This window comes from Bacillus sp. RC242 (genome assembly GCF_044908245.1).
Classification (GTDB): Bacteria; Bacillota; Bacilli; order Bacillales; family Bacillaceae_G; genus Bacillus_A; species Bacillus_A mycoides.
The window spans coordinates 37,503-55,329 of sequence record NZ_JBIYCZ010000022.1 but is presented as its reverse complement, the minus strand read 5'-3'; the positions used below and the strand labels follow the sequence as shown (position 1 = coordinate 55,329).

The window sequence follows — 17,827 nt, the reverse complement described above, 5'->3', positions numbered from 1 at the left end:
AATCCACTCTTTCTTTTTCTACAACTCTATTTTTATACGTTCCTCTTCTTGTCCTTACCAGAACCTCCACCACTAGATCATTTACATAATTATCGAAAGCGGAAGTTAAAAATTCTTAGTTTCTTGCTCAATTAAAGCACTACATTAATCTAGAAATTCAAGTAATTTTAATTTTTTAATTATTATCGACTTATATTTGATAGCTTCATACTGTGAATTATCAATTTTTGTCTTTTTTATATTTAACATATCAAATATTTCTCTTTCAATATCTCTTCTTGCTTCTAAAACTTTAATTGTTCCGTCTAAACCGTGATAGCCTTTCATTTTCGCATACCCTTGACTTGTATAATGCTCAATAAATCCAGCAGACCATTCTTTTGCTCTTTCATTAAATACTTTTCTGAATGAGAATTCCAAATCATCTTGTTCTATATAAAACAATACTGGATTTAATTTCTCTATGATTTTCGCTAATGCATTAATATAACTTATAACTTTCTCTTTTTTTTCACCATATTTAACCATTCCGATTGTTAATGGATTTTGTATGAAGCAACCTTCAAAAATATAAGTTTTATTTTCGTTGTTGGCCATTTCAACAAAATCCCTCCATTTTTCAGTTATTAATTCAATATTCCTCTCTAGCGGTAATTCATATATATCATTTTTGAAAATGGTATTTAATAAACTTTCAGGAAAATTAGAGCTGTATTCATTTTTAATTTTTTTATATGGCAATAAATAATTGTTTCCTCGCTTCGTGACTCTATCACTAATTACTTCCCTAAAATTACCACTATTCACTAACAAACTTTCGAATTCACTTTTATCAAAACAAGATACCCCATCATAATCAGCAGGGTGGCCTGGATTCCCTTCAAGAAATAACTCAACGTCAATATTTTTTTCAATTAGAATATCGTAAAGCAAGTTTGTAGTGGTGGATTTCCCAAAGCCAGGAAGCCCTTCTACTATGATTAATTTCGTATTCAAAAAAATCTACACCTTTCTAAACAACCATTTATAAAAAAATATTTCTGTTCCCTTATATTAATCTATTTTTTCCTAGATACTCTTTTAACTCTTTTATCAATTGCTTCACTTCCTTGGGATGTACTTTGATTTGTCCATTTGCCAATGAAATATTACGCCTCGATATTTTTCCAGTTATGGCACAAGCTCCTCTATACCGTTGTAGAATAAGCATTGCGTCTACTACAATAAATTCTACAGACACTGTGTCTTCTTGCATGCCTATAATGCTTCTTAGTTCCGTAGGGATACCTATACGCCCTTTCTCGTCTACATGTCGAATAATGCCTGTGAATTTCATGGATTCCTCCTGTTTTATTATGTTGTTCAATACATTCATCCAAATGACAATCATAGTATCGCCTAAAAGAAAGTATTCCTTCTAACCCTTATTTACAATGAATTTTAATATAAAGAATAAATGATTAAATGTACTATCATAATCTACCTCGCACGTGATATTTGAGCAGGTCCTAAAAAAAAGGCGCCATAAGGCATCCCCTACAATTGGGTAGATAAGGTTTATTTTTCTAATATAGAGAAATTATGTATCAGCTTTTTAAGAGTATATCATAATAAATATTCGATCTAATATGCATTATTACATACTCTTTTCCAAGCTTCTATTTTTCATAAAGAAAAGACACCCTAAGGTGCCTTCCTCCGACTTGAACCACTTTAATTTTAATAATATGTATTGGACTCCCATCCAAATATTATTTTAACATGCTAAGTTATCTCGGCTGCACCCCTTACTGATTCGTTGCACAAAACCAACATCTCTAGCAAAATCTCGTAAGAAATTTGGAGATAAGAAGTTTTGAATTTCTTGAGCAAATAGTTGTAATTCATCAGATACAGAAATAGACAGACAAAAATGCCATCGTTTCCTATGATTCAAAGATTAGCATGTTTTTTCATTTTAGAGGGGGACTTTGTTTTGTTAGCTTGATAGAGATGTGGTGCTACCCCACATCCATCAACTTAAGGATTTAGACTATTCTTGAAGTTAAAAGCACGTTACTATTCTCTTATGTTAATGAGAAAGGGTGACGTGCTTTTTATGAATATTCATCAAAAACAAGAGTTGTCTTTATTTGCTGAAGAGTTATATCGATATATGTCTCCCACTACACTTAATCAATTAGCTATAGAAGCAGGCGGAATGAAACGAAAACGCAAGTGCCATGGGCACTATTTTTTATCTTTGTGTGTATGGTTAAATCAACAAATCGCTACTACCTCTCTTACTCAACTTTGTAGTCAATTAGAAACTTCAACAGGAGTTTTATTAAGTCCCTCAGGGCTAAGTAAAGTGCCTGTCGCTGCATGAAGCCTACTACATAATTGAACCAAGGAATCACTTGCCACCCGTTGACTAATCCAAATGAAAATAGCAGCTAATTCTGATCCAGAAAACTTACGTTTTCGCTTTATAAATCCTATTTCTCTTGCAAGTTCTTCTAAGAATACAGGTGTAACATATCGTTGTAATTCTTCTGCAAATGGTAATAATTCATCTTGAATCGAGAGATTCATAAGAAAACATCATCCTTTCTAATTTAGCTTGTTTAGAAAGGATAACGTTTTTTGATATTGGAGGGTATTAAAATCTCCTGAGTTGATGGTTATGTATGGTGACCCCATAGCCAAAGAAGTAAGAAGATATTTAGAAGTGCATTAAATTTTGAGGAAGTGCTTGTGAACCGTATCATAAATAAATGAGGTTTTGTATGTTCGATTTTTAAATAATACCCAAGAAGGAGTGGGTTGCAGTTATAGTAATACTCTATTTTTTGTATTTCTATAATAGATAATTTTTTTAAAAAACAGAATTATCTTGACAGTTATTGAATGGATTGATAAGGTTATAAAAAAATATTTCTTATCCAGAGAGGTGGAGGGACTGGCCTTATGAAACCTCAGCAACAGGTCTGCTTAAGTAGACACTGTGCTAATTCCAGCGGGTGATAATCCTGATAGATGAGAGCTTCCGTTTTTATTTGTCAGTAGCGCCCTCTTTTTTAGAGTGCGTTTTTGTTTTTTCTGGATAGTAACTAAAGGAGAGTAGAAATGGAGAACAAAAATGGGCGAGAATTTCAAAGGAAAATGCAAGCACGTCATTTAGTCATGCTATCACTTGGTGGGGTGATTGGAACTGGCTTATTCTTAAGCTCGGGTTACACTATTCAACAAGCTGGCCCGTTTGGAACAATTCTATCCTATCTGATTGGTGCGCTAGTGGTTTATCTAGTTATGCTATGTTTAGGAGAGCTTTCCGTACATATGCCTGAAACGGGCGCATTTCATAGTTATGCAGTTAAATACATTGGACCGGGTACAGGGTATACAGTAGCCTGGTTGTATTGGTTAACTTGGACTGTTGCTTTAGGTTCTGAATTTACAGCCGCAGGATTACTTATGAAGCGATGGTTTCCATCGGTTAATGTTTGGGTATGGAGTGCTCTTTTTGCCATTTTGATCTTTGTATTAAATGTCCTGACTGTTAAATTTTTCGCCGAATCCGAATTTTGGTTTTCATCGATAAAGGTTATAGCTATTGTGTTTTTTATTGTTTTAGGAGTAGCGGCAATGCTAGGGTTTCTTCCGATGACTCATTCAAAAGCAGCACCATTCTTTTCTAATTTTACAAGTGGAGGTTTATTTCCTCATGGTGCTACGGCCATTATGATGACCATGCTTGCGGTTAATTTTGCTTTTTCGGGAACAGAATTAATAGGCATTGCAGCTGGAGAAACAGCGAACCCGGAAAAAATGATACCGAAGGCCATTCGAATTACTCTGTGGAGATTAATCATCTTTTTTGTAGGAACGATTGTTGTTTTATCTGCGTTATTGCCTATTTCCGATGCAGGGGTATTAGAGAGCCCTTTTGTTGCAGTTCTAGAACGAATTGGGGTGCCATATTCAGCTGACATAATGAATTTCGTTATCTTAACAGCCATTTTATCTGCGGCAAACTCAGGCCTTTATGCCTCTTCTAGAATGCTTTGGTCGCTTGCTAATAAGAATACGATATCCCCGATTTTTGGGAAAATGACGAAGCAAGGTGTTCCAATCAACGCCGTCATTTTCAGCATGGTGGGTGGAGCGTTGGCTTTGCTCTCAAGTATTGTGGCACCAGATACTGTCTATATCGTACTTGTTTCCATTTCCGGTCTAGCAGTAGTTATAGTTTGGATGAGTATTAGTGCTTCCCAGTTCCTATTTCGCAGACAATTTTTGAAAGAAGGAAATTCTGAGAAGGACTTGATTTATCGCACACCACTATATCCATTAGTACCAATTGTTTCTTTTATCCTTTGTCTGGCATCGTGTATTGGAATTGCATTCGATCCAACACAGAGAATTGCCTTATATTGCGGCATACCGTTTATTTTATTTTGCTATGGAAGTTATTATCTAACAAAAAATCTAAAAAAGAGGGGCGTAGATTATGTCGAACAAAATCAACCCAATTGATGCTATTTTATCCCAACATTCCATTATGCTTCTTGACGGAGCATTAGCTACTGAATTGGAGGCGCATGGATGTAATTTGGACGATCCCCTTTGGTCGGCACGTGTGTTACTAGAAAATCCGGAACTAATTTATCAGGTTCATTCGGACTATTTTCGTGCTGGAGCGGACTGTGCCATAACAGCAAGCTATCAAGCTACTATTAGTGGTTTTTCCGCGCGTGGAATACAAGAACAGGAAGCTTTGGAATTAATTAAGAAAACGGTGTTACTTGCAAGAAGGGCAAGAGATGATTTTTGGAAGGAAAATACGCAAACGAATAGGCCTAAACCATTGGTTGTTGCATCAGTTGGGCCGTACGGGGCTTACCTCGCAGATGGTTCAGAGTATGTAGGCAACTATGGTGTGACAGATAAAACATTAGCAGACTTTCACCGTTCGAGAATGTCTGCGTTAATCGAAGCAGGTGCAGATCTATTGGCATTTGAAACGATCCCTTCCCTGCAAGAAGCAAGAGTATTAGATACATTATTGCGTGAGTTTCCAGCAACATATGCGTGGCTTTCCTTTTCGCTAAAAAATGAGAAAGAGATTAGTGAAGGTATGAAACTCGTGGAGTGTGCACGAGTTTTTGAGAAAAGTGAACAAATTGTAGCGATAGGCATCAATTGTGCGCCAGTAACCGTTGTGACTGGTGCAATCCAAGAGTTGAGGGCAAACACCAAAAAACCGATTATTGTTTATCCAAACTCTGGTGAAACTTATAATCCAGAAACAAAAACATGGCATGGTCATGAACAATGTAACGCGTTGGAGATTCAATCTGAAGAATGGTATCAAGCAGGTGCACGTTTAATAGGTGGATGCTGCAGAACGACACCTTATCACATTGAGGAGATATCGAACAAGTGGCGTTCTTCCGAGTTTTTCTATTCGAACGAAGCAAAACAGTAATGTAATGGATGATAATCTAACTTTGTGTGTATTTTCATGATTTTGCTTGTTCAGGAATCTACAGTTACGTCTAGTGGCACAAAATGTCTTTTCAGAGACACAAATGTGGATGGTAGCCTCGGGAATCCAGTGGACTTTTGGGTACCTTAGGTATGGAAAAGAATCAGGGAAAATAAAAACCGCTAGTTTAATAGATATGGTAGACAACATGCTGAATCTTTTAATGAAGATGTAGTTGACCCAATTGAAGGTGAAGGGGACCATTTATTCGTAATTAAAGTTAACGAAGAGGTTAATTTAGTTATTCAAAAAATAGTTCAATAACTATATGAAAATTTGTTGTGGTAAAAATCTTTGTTGTAGTAGTAAATGTGGTCATATTGTTGTAAAAAAGGATAGATGTAAACAGGTATACTCTCCTGTTCATCTATCCTTTCCTTTTTACCTTATAAAATGTGTGACATTATATTCAATCGCATAAATATAGGATTTCATTACTATTTTCTTGACTTTCTATAAAACGATAGGGTTTATTTGGTATGCGTATTATTAAGAGTATGCTTCTATTTTAGGAATGCTTTACCCCACAAAATGAAAGTACACTTTGTTTCCATTCTTAAGTTGATGGGTATCACCACATGTCTATCAAGCTAATATTTTAAAGTGTCTCCGAAATAAAAAATTTCTTCGTTTTGAGGAACTACCAAATTCTTAAGTTGATAGATGTGTGGCGGTACCCCATTTAGAAGACTAGTGTATGCTGCTAGTCTTTTTTTATTAATTTACAAAATGAAATAATAAAAAAGACACCCTAAGGTGCCTTCCTCCGACTTGAACCATTTTATTTTAATAATATGTATTGGACATTAAGTAAACACGACCTATAAAACAGAATCATTTATTTTCACCAGATTGTTAGTGTACAAATACAAGAGAATCGAGATCGTTTGTTTGGCTAGATTAAAGCAACGCCACATCTATATGGTTGAGATGTGTTACGCCTTCTAATCGGAGAATCTGCTTTATAGAACGTGTCCACAATTTATATTTTACTACATATAATATTTATTAGGTGTAATTTTACCGAATATGTATAATTGCATTAAGTTTACGAGAAAAAGAGCGTATACTTTGGTATTGTGTAATAAAGATAAAGCCCACCTACGGAAATAGGTGGGCTTTTTAATGCATGAGGAAAAGACACCCATATAAGAATGTCTTTTCCGATAGTTTGTTTAGCAGAAGCAGCTAGCTCCAACTATGATTAATAAAATAAACAATACAACTAGTAATGCAAATCCTCCAGCAAAGCCGCAGCCACAACTACCACCAAAACCCATAATAGTTCCTCCTTTAGATAGGAGGGGAAAACAAGGGGCACTCATGTATTTTAACGGATTCATTTTACTTTATGTTTTTACGTATGAATTGAGCAGATCCTTTTGAAAATAAAGAAAAGGCACCGCATTCAAAGTGCCTCTCTCTACTTGATTTACATAAGACTTTTCTTACAGCACAAATATATCTGGGTTCCCACCCAATCTTATTTTACTACATCTGTTTATAAAATTTAATTAACTTAATGTGAATTTTATAAAGAAAAGACACCTTAAGGTGCCTTCTTCCGACTTGAACTATTCTATTTTTAATAATAGGCCTCACCATACCCTTTCGAGTGCCTTTCACTATAAGCCATGTTATTTATAAATAATATAGGCTCAAGTTTATTGGGTTACTAATTTTATAAATGTTGATAGTAGTTACAGTAAAATGTATTTAGTTTTAAAACAGCTTGTAATACTTCTTCTGGATCATCTTTTTCAAGCATCTGTGTAATTGATAAATAATATAACTTTTCATTTAATTGGTTTGATTTTATGGTCATTCTTAATCCTGTAAGTTCGTTTAACATTAAATGATATCTTTTAGCATCGTCAGGATTACTCGGAATATTTTGTTTTAGAATACACTCACAATCTAGAGCTAAATTTATAAATTCTTGATCTTTCGTCACGTTATCCTCCTTTATTGCAGCCAACTGTTATCTATCTTATTAATCCAATATTGCATAGCTCCACCTTCTCTATATTCTTGAGTTATACTTGTTTCTTTAAGATATTGAATTTGAGAAGCTGTAAATCCTTTAAGTATTCGCGTCCCTTTGGGTACCTTAATTGTATATTGTGTATTGAGCGGATTCCCCCAAACTTCTAATACGGCTAACTCATTTCTAGTTTCTTCAATATTTCTTTCTTTATCTCCCCACCAATAACCAAGGCCATATTTAGATTCTGGTTCACCAGCCTTGCTTCTTCTATATAATGTAAATGGCTTATCAGTCTCTATAATTTCTATTTTTAATTCCTTAAATGCTAATACATCTGAATTTGTTCCTTTAAAATCAAAATTAAAAAATCCTGAAGATCGTATTACCGCTCTCTTTAAACTTGCTCGCTCCATTATACTCAGATTTAAATTATCTATTTTATCTAGAGCCTGATTCATGTCTTTAACTGACCAATTTTTCAAATCACTATTTCTAATATAACTGATTTTTTCTTCTAGATTAGTATTATCATTGAAAGTACTAGTCATTTGCTCAATGTTGCTTAAATTGATGTTTTTTTCCTGTGCATATGTAACGGAAAAAGGAAAAACCCCCATTAATAAAATCAGCATGCTTATAATAGAAAAATACTTTTTCATAATTAATTTTGTCTCCTTATATTAATCTATTTTTTTCCTAGATACTCTTTTAACTCTTTTATCAATTGTTTCACTTCCTTGGGATGTACTTTGATTTGTCTATTTGCCAATGAAATATTACGTCTCGATATTTTTCCAGTTATGGCACAAGCTCCTCTATACCGTTGTAGAATAAGCATTTCGTCTACTACAATAAATTCTATAGAAACTGTGTCTTCTTGCATACCTATAATGTTTCTTAGTTCCATAGGGATGCTTATACGCCCTTTCTCGTCTACATGTCGAATAATGCCTGTGAATTTCATGGAATCCTCCTGTTTTATTATGTTGTTCAATACATTCATCCAAATGACAATCATAGTATCACCTAAAAGCAAGTATTCCTTCTAGCCCTTATTCACAATGTATTTTAATATAGAGAATAAATGATTAATTGTACTATCATAATCTACCTCGCACGTGATATTTGAGCAGTTCCTAAAAAAAAGGCACCATAAGGCGTCCCACACAATTGGGTAGATAATGTTTATTTTTCCAATATAGAGAAATTATGTATCGGTTCTTGAAAGTATATCATAATAAATATTCGATTTACTATGCATTATTACATACTCTTTTCCAAGCTTCTATTTTTCATAAAGAAAAGACACCCTAAGGTGCCTTCCTCCGACTTGAACCACTTTAATTTTAATAATATGTATTGGACTCCCATCCAACTATTATTTTATCATACATCCCAATTGTTGAAAACGCATTCATTAACTTGCTTAATTATTTTATCCATAACTTTTTTATATTTATTAAATTCTTCATTTTTCATATCACAGTTCATTTGCAGTAGGGAAATACAGGCCATGACCCGAAATTACATGTATCCTGGCTGAACTCCTATGCGGCTTTTTTACTTGGTTTCGATAAATTATTTTGGTCAGTGTCAGTACTTTTGATTTTGTTTCCTACACTATATGAAATAAAAAGTAATATCCAAAATTCTTTTTTATAAAACACACTTTCCGTTAGGCCTAGTATCATATAAGCGAAAATTGAAAATGATAGTATTTTAGAAATGATATGGTCTTTATTTATACTTAATTTGTTACCCACAACAAATAATATTATCAAAAAGAACAGAATGCCCAACAATCCAGAATACATCAAGATTTCTAGAACAGCGTTATGAGTTTCGTTCAAATTGAAGAAATAATAACTTATAATATCATTTCCTCTTCCAAATCCCAATATCCATGATTTTTTAATAACATTAAGAACAACATTCCAGATATACGTTCGTCCTGTAAAAGTCATATCTTTGTGTAAGACATTAATTATAAAATCACCAAATAATAATTCTTGTAAACGAAAAACTATTATAGTAAAAAATATAACTATGTAAATATAAAGGTAAGTTTTAAATGTCGGAAACACTTTTATAGGAAGAAAGATAAAAAAATAGTTAGGAATGAAACCATTATTCCTGTTCCACTGTCTGATAAATAAAGTGATATGGAACATATCAAAATCAGAAGAAGTGGAAGGGCTTTCAATTTTTTTTGAATAGTATAAGAATATAAATATACGATCGGGATGGTTGGCAACGTAGTCAATGCGATTGCATTTTTACCTCCTAATAAATAAATGGGAAGTCCATTGGTACCAACATCAAGTCCTCCTATTAGCAACGTCAGGAAATTAGCAACAACAATGGTTCCAAACAAATAATATAAACCTATAATTAATTATCGGAAATTTTTTAATGTATAGGAAATATAAATACAAAAACTTGTAAATTTGTTGAGGTGGACGAGTTAGCAGAAAGCCAAAGGGGAGTAAATGGATTTGGATCTACAGGAGTTAAGTAAGACCAAATTTGAATTTTATAAAAATAAATATTGAGGATAACCTTTATGAAAAAAAGCTCCACTCTCAAAAGGGTGAGAGTAGAGCCTGTGGATGAAATTACTGAGTTCTTGGGATGGTGAACACCAGCACATAAATAATAGCATGAGTATTCAGAAAAAAATGAGTAAATGTTTCCGATTTTTCAAATTATAGTTAATTAGTTTTTATTAAACAAAAGCGTTATTTTATATAAAATAATCCCCTGAAATCTAGGGGATTTAGGAAAACATCTATGAAAAATTACTTTATAAAGGCTGGCATTCTTTTAGTTTCAAATCTTTCGAATTCTATAGGACAATATGCAAACGTTGCTATAGGTTCTGAAGTTTCGTTTGTAAAAACAGTGTGGTTAATTACTTCACCAGAAGAATAAAAAGTAATTTTGGTTTTTGATACAGGAGGAAGCGTTATCACTAGTGTTTTACTTGTCATACTGATCAGCTCCTAAACTATTTGGTTTTATATGAACTTAATATGTATTCAATAAATGTATATGAATTCATTTTATAAAGTTAGTACTTTGTGAATTGAGAAATTTAGCAAAATAGTTATTTGGAGGTATTTGAATGAATAGGGAATTCTTTTGTCATTGCTGCAGTTTATATTTCTGGAGTAAACAATATACAGAAAAGGAAGGAATCTTACATCGTGTTAAGGTTACTTGTCCTAATGAAGAGTGTGAGCTTCACAAAAACCCAGAACGGGGAATGTTATTTACAGTTGATACTATGGGATTCGCTTATTATGTAGAATCTAATTCGGAAAGAATACAGGAAATAAGATGGTCATCCACTCGTTACGCACACCCGGAAGCGATTGAGATTTATAGAAAACAAGGAATACCGATTAGAGAAGATTTATAACAAAATCCTTATTTAAAAACAAGAAGCCCTAGAGTTAGGGCTTCTTGTTTTGGTATATCTCACACGGTTTTATAAAAAGGATCGAACGTAATGAAAATAACATGTGAATGTTTCATAAATGTATCAAAAAAGTGAACAAAATTGCTATTGCAGAAGAAGCAGAAATGAAGTTTCTAATACGTAAGTACGTGAAAGGTATTATTTCCGGTGGATAAAATGCGCATGGGACACCTAATCATTATTTTATCGGAGGAAAAGAATATGTTATGAACTTGGTTGAATGAAAAAATGAAAATTTTACTTTAAGCGAAGTTAATGAAATATATTTTGGGGGTTATATCAATGATTGTTATCTCGATGGACACTTTAACTTTATAAAAGTCCTAGAAGAAAAACACAACTATGAGGAATAGTAAGCTATAAAAGTGAACAAAATCGTTATTAAAATAAAAGAAACCCCGATTGTCTGCGGGGCTTCTAAGGGTAATCGTCAAGTAATGACGTACTCGACTAAATAACCATATCATGAATTTTTTGGTAAAAATACTGGTAAATGCGTCCAAATGGGCAAGGTCATCATTTTGAACAAAAACGCTATTTTAGTAGAAAACATTTAAAAGGACCCACATTGAGGGGGTGGGTCCTTTTAATAAAACTAAGCATATAGAGATTAACTATATATTACCAAAAATGGAGTGTATTATCTATGTGTTAGTTGTTGAGAAAGATTTTAATAAAAACTACATTCGGCACAATAAAGTAGCCAGCTTAATTAGCTAACCACTTGTTATACAAAAGAAACTAGGCCCTACAAGTAATGTTTCATGAACTGTAACTTAAAGTTACAGTTTTAGTATAAACGGGCTTGGAAATATTATGTGGAATGAAGGAAACTTAATAAAAATTTCATTTTGTAGAAATAAAAAAGCACTGCACACAGGGCATCTAAAAAGATACCTTAGCAATAACGACGACCAGGGGGAAGTGTTAGCTAAGGTATCTGGATAGTTCTTTGCATACTAAGTATGCAATCAGGAGCATTGTTGAATGTATTGGGTTATTCAACACGTTCAGAATAACACGAAATTTCTGTTAATTCATCCGGTAAATTTATCCTAAAAATATTCGGTAGGATTTTTAGGTCTAAAATATGTTCATAAATTATAACAAAAGCGTTATTTTGTAAGTATCAAAAAAGAGCACCTTGTATAGGTGCCAGAATTGAGTGTGCAATGATCAAGATAATTACTTACCACCATTTTATTTATATGTTTCAAATGAAAAAGCAGAACAAAATAGTTATTTGAATAAGAACTGAAACCGACAAGTGAAATATTAATTGCATCTTGATATGTGTACGTAACTTCTGCAGAGCTGAGCGGTTCGATAAATATAAGGATATGTACCAATCATAATTTCGAGGACTATTCGCCTGAACAGCTCCGTACCCGTCACAGTCGAGATTAAGATCCAACTGTGACGGATATCTAACTTATATTATTGAGGAGACAGGCCGGAAGGATGCTACGGTATTGTTGTAGGAATCCAAACGGACCTGCGCGCTTGCCCCAGCATTTGTGAGTGCAGTCACGGCATTCAAGATAGCAGTTCTGCTACCAGATATGAAGGCTGTGCTATAGTTCGCGATTAGGGGATGAACGGGATGTTGATTGAGAACTTCTTGATGATAAATTGTTTTCATCGTGACGTTCGCTGTCAGCGCGAAGCCTTCTAGAGTGATGCCGGTCAGCGAAGTCCCATTAAATGAAGTGAGTTTGACTGTAAGCATGTGACGTTTTTTTATATTTATTCCTCCTTTATTAAATCTTTTGGGAATCGTAATTTAGTCAATCAAGGGAAAGCACCAGAATTAAGTAAGGAAATAGATAAAGTGAATACGTTTTTAGGAACTGAGGACAAGAGAGCCGTTAATTTTGTAAATATTACAGAAAAGTAAAAAATTACGTCTATATGGGTAAAAACTGGTCACCATCAAGTTAAGAAAAATAAATACACCAAAACGAAAAATCTCACTTCTTATCTGAAAAAAGATGAAAAGTGAGGTTTTTTGCTTAGCATGAAAATATTCCAAAACGCTGATGGTATTACATGTCTATCAAGCTAAGATTGGATTTTCTATGGAATTCCATTTCTCGTTGTTGTACCCCTATTAAAGTTTCGGTTCCGTTACTATAAAAGCTCAAATTTCTTCCTCATATTAAAGTGGAACAAATTTATTACTTAAATTGTCTATTAAATGTAATCCTAAAAACTTAGTGCCCAAACATGAAACATTGAGTCTGGTTTGACATCTATTTTAAGTACTGCTAAACACGAAAGGACTGCTTATCTTGAAAAGTACAAGGATGTTAAAAATAGGGATGTGTGTTGGAGTATTAAGTTTAAGTCTTGCAAGTGTAAAACTTTTTAAAAGTGAACCATTGTAGGTGGAAGCAAAAGAAAAAGTAGAGAAAACTAAACATGCAAATCATGCGGCTCATTGAGAATTCTCGCAACTCGAGAAAAAGTTTGACGCTCGACTGGGTATCTATGAAATCGACGCCATTACATACTGGCCAGTTACTTATCGAGCACCTAATGAACGGTTTGTGTAAGAGTTAATCTAAGTTTTATAATCTATAGATTAGGAAAATATTTACTGATTCCGGTTAACACACTTTTTAAATATAAGTATATTTCTGAAGGTGAGCCCAATAAATTTAAGTAAATCAACGGGAGAGTTGAAAGGCAGGAGAAAGTAGCATGTCAGAAAATTATCGTTCTCGAGAGGAGCGACGACAAGTTAAAAAGAAAAATCAGCCAGCTTCTAAAAAACAAAAACCAAAGGGTAAAACATCATTTTTCCGTAAGTTTTTAATTAGTTGTTTATTACTTGGTATTGTAGGTTTAGTGGCGGGGGTTGCTACTTTTTTCGTTACGATCAAGGATGCACCAAAACTTGAGAAAGTAAAACTTGTTAATCCGTTATCCTCAAAAATTTATGATAAAGGTGGGAAATTGATATATGAATATGGGAAAGAAAAACGAACGAATATTATGTATAATCAAATTCCTAAATTAGTAGAAGATGCGTTTTTAGCGTCAGAAGATGCACGTTTTTACGAGCATAGTGGCGTAGACTTTAAAGGTACTGCACGTGCAGTTTTAGTCAGCCTAAAAGGCAATTACGGCTCTCAAGGTGGAAGTACGATTACGCAGCAAGTTATTAAAAATTACTTCTTATCGATGGAAAAAACGTCAAAGCGAAAGGCGCAAGAAATATATTTAGCGTATAAGCTAGAACAACAGTATTCAAAACATGAAATTTTAGAAATGTATTTAAATAAAGTTTACTTAGGCAACCGTTCATACGGAATCGCAACAGCAGTACAAAATTACTATGGTAAGGAATTAAAAGATTTAACACTACCAGAAGTTGCGATGCTTGCGGGTTTAATGAAAGCGCCTAATAACTATGATCCAACGAAAGAACAAAATATTCAAAAGGCAACAGAAAGAAGAAATGTTGTACTTGAATTAATGAATCGACATGGTTATATTACAAAAAAAGAAATGGAAGAAGCTTCAAAAGTTCCAGTAACAGAAGGACTTAAGACAGCAACTGAACAACAAGAAATGCCATATCCTGCGTTTATGGATGCGGTTGTGAAAGAAGTTGAAAAAGAGTTGCCAGATGCTAATATTGGATCTGACGGTTTAGAAATTTATACAACATTAGACCCAAAGGCACAGGATTTTGCGGACAAGCTTTTAAATAAAAATATTATTAATTATCCAAATGAGAAATTCCAAGGGGCTTTCACATTTATGGATACGAAAACAGGAGAAGTTCGTGCAATTGGTAGCGGACGTGGTGAAAACAAAGCTGTATTTAAAGGACATAATATAGCTATCGAATTAAATCGCTCAGCAGGTTCAACGATGAAACCAATTTTTGATTACGCTCCTGCAATTGAATATTTAAAATGGGCTACTTACCATCAAATTGATGACTCTCCATTTAAGTATTCAACAGGACAAGAAGTTAGAAATGCAGATAGAAAGCATTTAGGACCAGTTACAATGCGAGATGCATTGAAAACGTCACGAAATATCCCGGCTATTAAAACTGCAAAAGAAGTAGGAATTAATAAATCAAAAGCTTTCTCTGAAAAGCTAGGTATTAAATTTAATGTAGCACCGACGGAATCAACAGCGATTGGTACAAATGAAGCGTCACCGACTGAAATTGCAGGTGCTTATGCGGCATTTGGTAATGATGGTAATTATACGAAGCCGCATTTTGTTAAGAAAGTCGTTTATCCAGATGGTAAATCAAAAAGCTTTGAGCAAAAGCCAAAACGAGTTATGAAGGATTCTACAGCATATATGATTACTGATATGCTTCGTACTTTTGTTTCATCTGGATTGGGTACAGCAGCTAATATAGGTTCTTTGGATGTAGCGGGTAAAACAGGGACTACAAACTATTCTTTAGAACAAATAGCACAATATAATCTACCAGAAAGTGCAACTCGTGATAGTTGGTTTGCTGGTTATACACCACAATATACGATGGCAGTATGGACTGGATATACAAAAGATAGTAAAGACGATTATATTAGTAGTAAAAATACGAAAATTGCTCAATTGATATTTAAAGAAATGATGAGCAATTTCGCTACAGATAAGTCACAATTTAAAATGCCGAACAGTGTAGTTCAAGAAGGTGGCGAATTACGTATTAAAGGTGAGAAGCGTGATTCTTCTCCAAATACGAAAATACCAAATACGACTGAACAGCATAGTAATAATGATCAAAATAAGCAAAAAGAAAAGCAAAAGAAACAAGAGGAATTAAAGAAATCAGAAGAGCAAAATGAGCCAAACAGTGGTAGTGGAGAAGGAAATACAACGCCACCGAAAAATGGTAGTGACCAAGGAAATACAACGCCACCAAACAATGGTAGTGGTCAAGGAAATACAACGCCACCAAACAATGGTAGTGGTCAAGGAAATACAACGTCACCAAACAATGGTAGTGACCAAGGAAATACAACACCGCCAAACAATGGTAGTGGTCAAAGAAATACAACACCGCCAAACAATGGTAGTGACCAAGGAAATACAACGCCACCAAACAATGGTAGTGGTCAAGGAAATACAACACCGCCAAACAATGGTAGTGGTCAAAGAAATACAACACCGCCAAACAATGGTAATGGTCAAGGAAATACAACACCACCAAACAATGGTAATGGCGAAGGAAATACAACGCCGCCAAACAATGGGGATGGCCATGGAACTCCAACACAACCAAGTAATGATGAGAATACAGGAGAGGGTCCAGCCGATAATGGATAATAATTAATATGAAGAAATCGTTGGTTTTATTTTTAAAATAACGTTTGATCAAAAATACCTTGCAAACCCATATTTTAAAATAAACAAAAAAACCCCAATATTTGATTTTTAGAAATCAAATATTGGGGTTTTTTTATATGAATTGAATACATAATGGCGTTGAAAAGAAGGAGTAAAAGGGAATTCTAGTACACAGAGAATCGTTCCATTGGCTGAGAGAACGACTGCTAGAACTCTTTGAAGGTAGTCTTGGAGCTTTGCTTTTGAAAGGGTAAGATAGTTGAGTAGAAAGCAACGGTTAGGTTCTCGTTATCGAACTATAGTTATATGACTTATTGAGTCTATTTACCTTGAGGAAATAGAGAAGCTAGCTTGAAATAAAAGTTGCTCTAAACCTCAGATAATATACAGTTATAGTCTTACGTAAAAAACTTCAGCAACTATACTACTATCGGTTAAAATAGATCTAAATGGAAATAAGCGAAAAATTCGAATTTAATTTATCGGAAATTATATAATGATGTTAACAAACCATATTTTAAGCATTAGCCCCGATACTGTAGAATTTATATTTTGTTTTGATGAGCTAAAATATTTAGCTACAAGTTCTTTTATTTTTTCAGTAAAGGAAAATAAGAAAAAAGGAGGGAATACAAGTATGACAAGAAATTTAAAGAAAGCAGCACTTAATTCGTTAGATGGTAAATGGGGGTAGGAATAGGAGTATCAGCGTTAAACTATTTTGTACCTACTCTTAGTGCATCAGCAATCGCGACATTTATGTATTTATTAGTGGGCCTGTTTATTGGGATAATTGGTTTGGATGTAATCTTTGTTAATTCAATTAGTGGGCAACCCCAAGTAGCCCCTACTGCACTAGTTTTACTTATTCTAAGTTATATTTTTTTAGGACTTATTTGTTTCTTAATTTACAGTTCCATACAAGGCATCTTTAATTATGGATATTCTGCTTTCACCTTACATTTAGGGAAAAATGAAGACGCTAAAGTGGATGATGTATTTCTAGGGTTTAAGAAAAGCAATTTGTTTAGATCAATAAAATTGGGACTGTTGCAAGCTATTTTTCTTTTTTTATGGAGTTTCTTATTAATTGTTCCAGGTAGTATTAAATATTTTTCTTATTCCATGTCGTATTACATATTAGTAGAGAATCCTGATTATACAGCAAGTGAAGCATTGAGAGAAAGTAAAAGAATAATGAAAGGACAAAAGTTAAAGTTATTTGTTCTTTGGTTATCATTTATTGGTTGGTTTTTATTAGCCGCATTTATAGGAATGTTTACATTTAATCTATCATTTATTTTCATTTCTCCTTATTACAACACAACTGTCTCACATTTTTACTTAGATTTAATAAAAAAACAGGATGTTGGAGAAGCGAAGGTAAGTATATAAATAAGAAGTAAGTATGTATAAGGTAAAATATATACTTTCTTGATAGTGGATATGCAATTAAGCATATCCGCTTTTAATATTATGTTAAAAAGCGGATGTATCACGTTTA

General features: G+C 33.7%; 12 protein-coding genes, 6 pseudogenes and 1 riboswitch. Of the genes and pseudogenes, 8 read left to right on the top strand and 10 right to left on the bottom strand.

Annotation, left to right across the window (positions count from 1 at the left end; translation table 11 throughout):
* Nucleotides 1–144 precede the first annotated feature (144 nt).
* The 3 genes and pseudogenes from ABH957_RS27530 to ABH957_RS27520 all read right to left on the bottom strand — a co-directional run.
* Nucleotides 145–996: a P-loop NTPase family protein gene (locus tag ABH957_RS27530; protein WP_404512665.1), complete on the bottom strand. Its 852-nt coding sequence runs from the start codon at nt 994–996 to the stop codon at nt 145–147.
* Nucleotides 997–1,048: 52 nt separating this feature from the next.
* Nucleotides 1,049–1,336, bottom strand: coding sequence for an AbrB family transcriptional regulator (locus tag ABH957_RS27525; protein WP_404512663.1), 288 nt, complete (start codon nt 1,334–1,336; stop codon nt 1,049–1,051).
* A gap of 426 nt (nt 1,337–1,762) precedes the next feature.
* Nucleotides 1,763–1,906, bottom strand: a pseudogene (locus tag ABH957_RS27520) (IS4 family transposase); the annotation flags it as partial.
* Between the two features lie 192 nt (nt 1,907–2,098).
* On the opposite strand from ABH957_RS27520, the pseudogene ABH957_RS27515 reads away from it, so the two are divergent.
* A pseudogene (locus ABH957_RS27515) lies at nt 2,099–2,350 on the top strand (IS4 family transposase); the annotation flags it as partial.
* Here ABH957_RS27515 and ABH957_RS27510 read toward each other — a convergent pair.
* Nucleotides 2,323–2,574 (bottom strand): annotated as a pseudogene (locus tag ABH957_RS27510) (IS4 family transposase); the annotation flags it as partial. The pseudogenes ABH957_RS27515 and ABH957_RS27510 overlap by 28 nt on opposite strands.
* 343 nt (nt 2,575–2,917) lie before the next feature.
* Nucleotides 2,918–3,025, top strand: a riboswitch (SAM riboswitch).
* A gap of 83 nt (nt 3,026–3,108) precedes the next feature.
* Between ABH957_RS27510 and mmuP the strand changes: the two are divergent.
* Nucleotides 3,109–4,518, top strand: coding sequence for an S-methylmethionine permease (mmuP, locus tag ABH957_RS27505; RefSeq protein WP_000428532.1), 1,410 nt, complete (start codon nt 3,109–3,111; stop codon nt 4,516–4,518).
* Entirely contained in the window at nt 4,493–5,470 is a 978-nt protein-coding gene (mmuM, locus tag ABH957_RS27500) for a homocysteine S-methyltransferase (RefSeq protein ID WP_404512661.1), read from the top strand. Before mmuP ends, mmuM begins: the two co-directional genes overlap by 26 nt.
* A gap of 1,235 nt (nt 5,471–6,705) precedes the next feature.
* Here the strand turns inward: mmuM and ABH957_RS27495 are convergent.
* From ABH957_RS27495 to ABH957_RS27470, 6 genes are all read right to left on the bottom strand, one after another.
* Nucleotides 6,706–6,810: a YjcZ family sporulation protein gene (locus tag ABH957_RS27495; RefSeq protein ID WP_404512659.1), complete on the bottom strand. Its 105-nt coding sequence runs from the start codon at nt 6,808–6,810 to the stop codon at nt 6,706–6,708.
* 401 nt (nt 6,811–7,211) lie between these two features.
* Nucleotides 7,212–7,484, bottom strand: coding sequence for a hypothetical protein (locus ABH957_RS27490; protein ID WP_061659267.1), 273 nt, complete (start codon nt 7,482–7,484; stop codon nt 7,212–7,214).
* 11 nt (nt 7,485–7,495) lie between these two features.
* Entirely contained in the window at nt 7,496–8,176 is a 681-nt protein-coding gene (locus ABH957_RS27485; protein ID WP_404512657.1) for an autotransporter, read from the bottom strand.
* Between the two features lie 26 nt (nt 8,177–8,202).
* Nucleotides 8,203–8,481 carry an AbrB/MazE/SpoVT family DNA-binding domain-containing protein gene (locus ABH957_RS27480; protein ID WP_404512655.1) on the bottom strand — a complete coding sequence of 93 codons (279 nt, stop codon included), beginning with the start codon at nt 8,479–8,481 and terminating at the stop codon, nt 8,203–8,205.
* Nucleotides 8,482–9,064: 583 nt separating this feature from the next.
* A complete protein-coding gene (locus ABH957_RS27475; protein ID WP_404512653.1) occupies nt 9,065–9,688 on the bottom strand; it encodes an O-antigen ligase family protein in 624 nt (207 codons plus the stop codon).
* Nucleotides 9,689–10,315: 627 nt separating this feature from the next.
* Complete coding sequence (locus ABH957_RS27470) at nt 10,316–10,507, bottom strand: hypothetical protein (RefSeq protein ID WP_404512651.1); 192 nt, start codon at nt 10,505–10,507, stop codon at nt 10,316–10,318.
* 134 nt (nt 10,508–10,641) lie between these two features.
* Here ABH957_RS27470 and ABH957_RS27465 point away from each other — a divergent pair, with 134 nt between their 5' ends.
* The 5 genes and pseudogenes from ABH957_RS27465 to ABH957_RS27445 all read left to right on the top strand — a co-directional run bounded on the left by ABH957_RS27465 (nt 10,642) and on the right by ABH957_RS27445 (nt 17,718).
* The gene (locus tag ABH957_RS27465) at nt 10,642–10,938 is read left to right on the top strand and encodes a hypothetical protein (protein ID WP_404512649.1); all 297 of its coding nucleotides are present in this window, start codon (nt 10,642–10,644) and stop codon (nt 10,936–10,938) included.
* Nucleotides 10,939–12,745: 1,807 nt separating this feature from the next.
* A pseudogene (locus ABH957_RS27460) lies at nt 12,746–12,895 on the top strand (lipoprotein BA_5634 family protein); the annotation flags it as partial.
* A 394-nt stretch (nt 12,896–13,289) separates the two neighbouring features.
* Nucleotides 13,290–13,547: pseudogene (locus ABH957_RS27455) on the top strand (class A beta-lactamase); the annotation flags it as partial.
* A gap of 154 nt (nt 13,548–13,701) precedes the next feature.
* Complete coding sequence (locus ABH957_RS27450) at nt 13,702–16,302, top strand: PBP1A family penicillin-binding protein (protein WP_404512647.1); 2,601 nt, start codon at nt 13,702–13,704, stop codon at nt 16,300–16,302.
* A 658-nt stretch (nt 16,303–16,960) separates the two neighbouring features.
* Nucleotides 16,961–17,718 (top strand): annotated as a pseudogene (locus tag ABH957_RS27445) (DUF975 family protein).
* The last annotated feature ends 109 nt before the right edge of the window (nt 17,719–17,827 follow it).

Excerpts from the sequence above, each read along its gene's own strand:
- ABH957_RS27525 (WP_404512663.1), bottom strand. The coding sequence starts at position 1,336 with ATGAAATTCACAGGCATTATTCGACATGTAGACGAGAAAGGGCGTATA.
- mmuP (WP_000428532.1), top strand. The coding sequence starts at position 3,109 with ATGGAGAACAAAAATGGGCGAGAATTTCAAAGGAAAATGCAAGCACGT.
- mmuM (WP_404512661.1), top strand. The coding sequence starts at position 4,493 with ATGTCGAACAAAATCAACCCAATTGATGCTATTTTATCCCAACATTCC.
- ABH957_RS27495 (WP_404512659.1), bottom strand. The coding sequence starts at position 6,810 with ATGGGTTTTGGTGGTAGTTGTGGCTGCGGCTTTGCTGGAGGATTTGCA.
- ABH957_RS27485 (WP_404512657.1), bottom strand. The coding sequence starts at position 8,176 with ATGAAAAAGTATTTTTCTATTATAAGCATGCTGATTTTATTAATGGGG.
- ABH957_RS27480 (WP_404512655.1), bottom strand. The coding sequence starts at position 8,481 with ATGAAATTCACAGGCATTATTCGACATGTAGACGAGAAAGGGCGTATA.
- ABH957_RS27475 (WP_404512653.1), bottom strand. The coding sequence starts at position 9,688 with ATGTTCCATATCACTTTATTTATCAGACAGTGGAACAGGAATAATGGT.
- ABH957_RS27470 (WP_404512651.1), bottom strand. The coding sequence starts at position 10,507 with ATGACAAGTAAAACACTAGTGATAACGCTTCCTCCTGTATCAAAAACC.
- ABH957_RS27465 (WP_404512649.1), top strand. The coding sequence starts at position 10,642 with ATGAATAGGGAATTCTTTTGTCATTGCTGCAGTTTATATTTCTGGAGT.
- ABH957_RS27450 (WP_404512647.1), top strand. The coding sequence starts at position 13,702 with ATGTCAGAAAATTATCGTTCTCGAGAGGAGCGACGACAAGTTAAAAAG.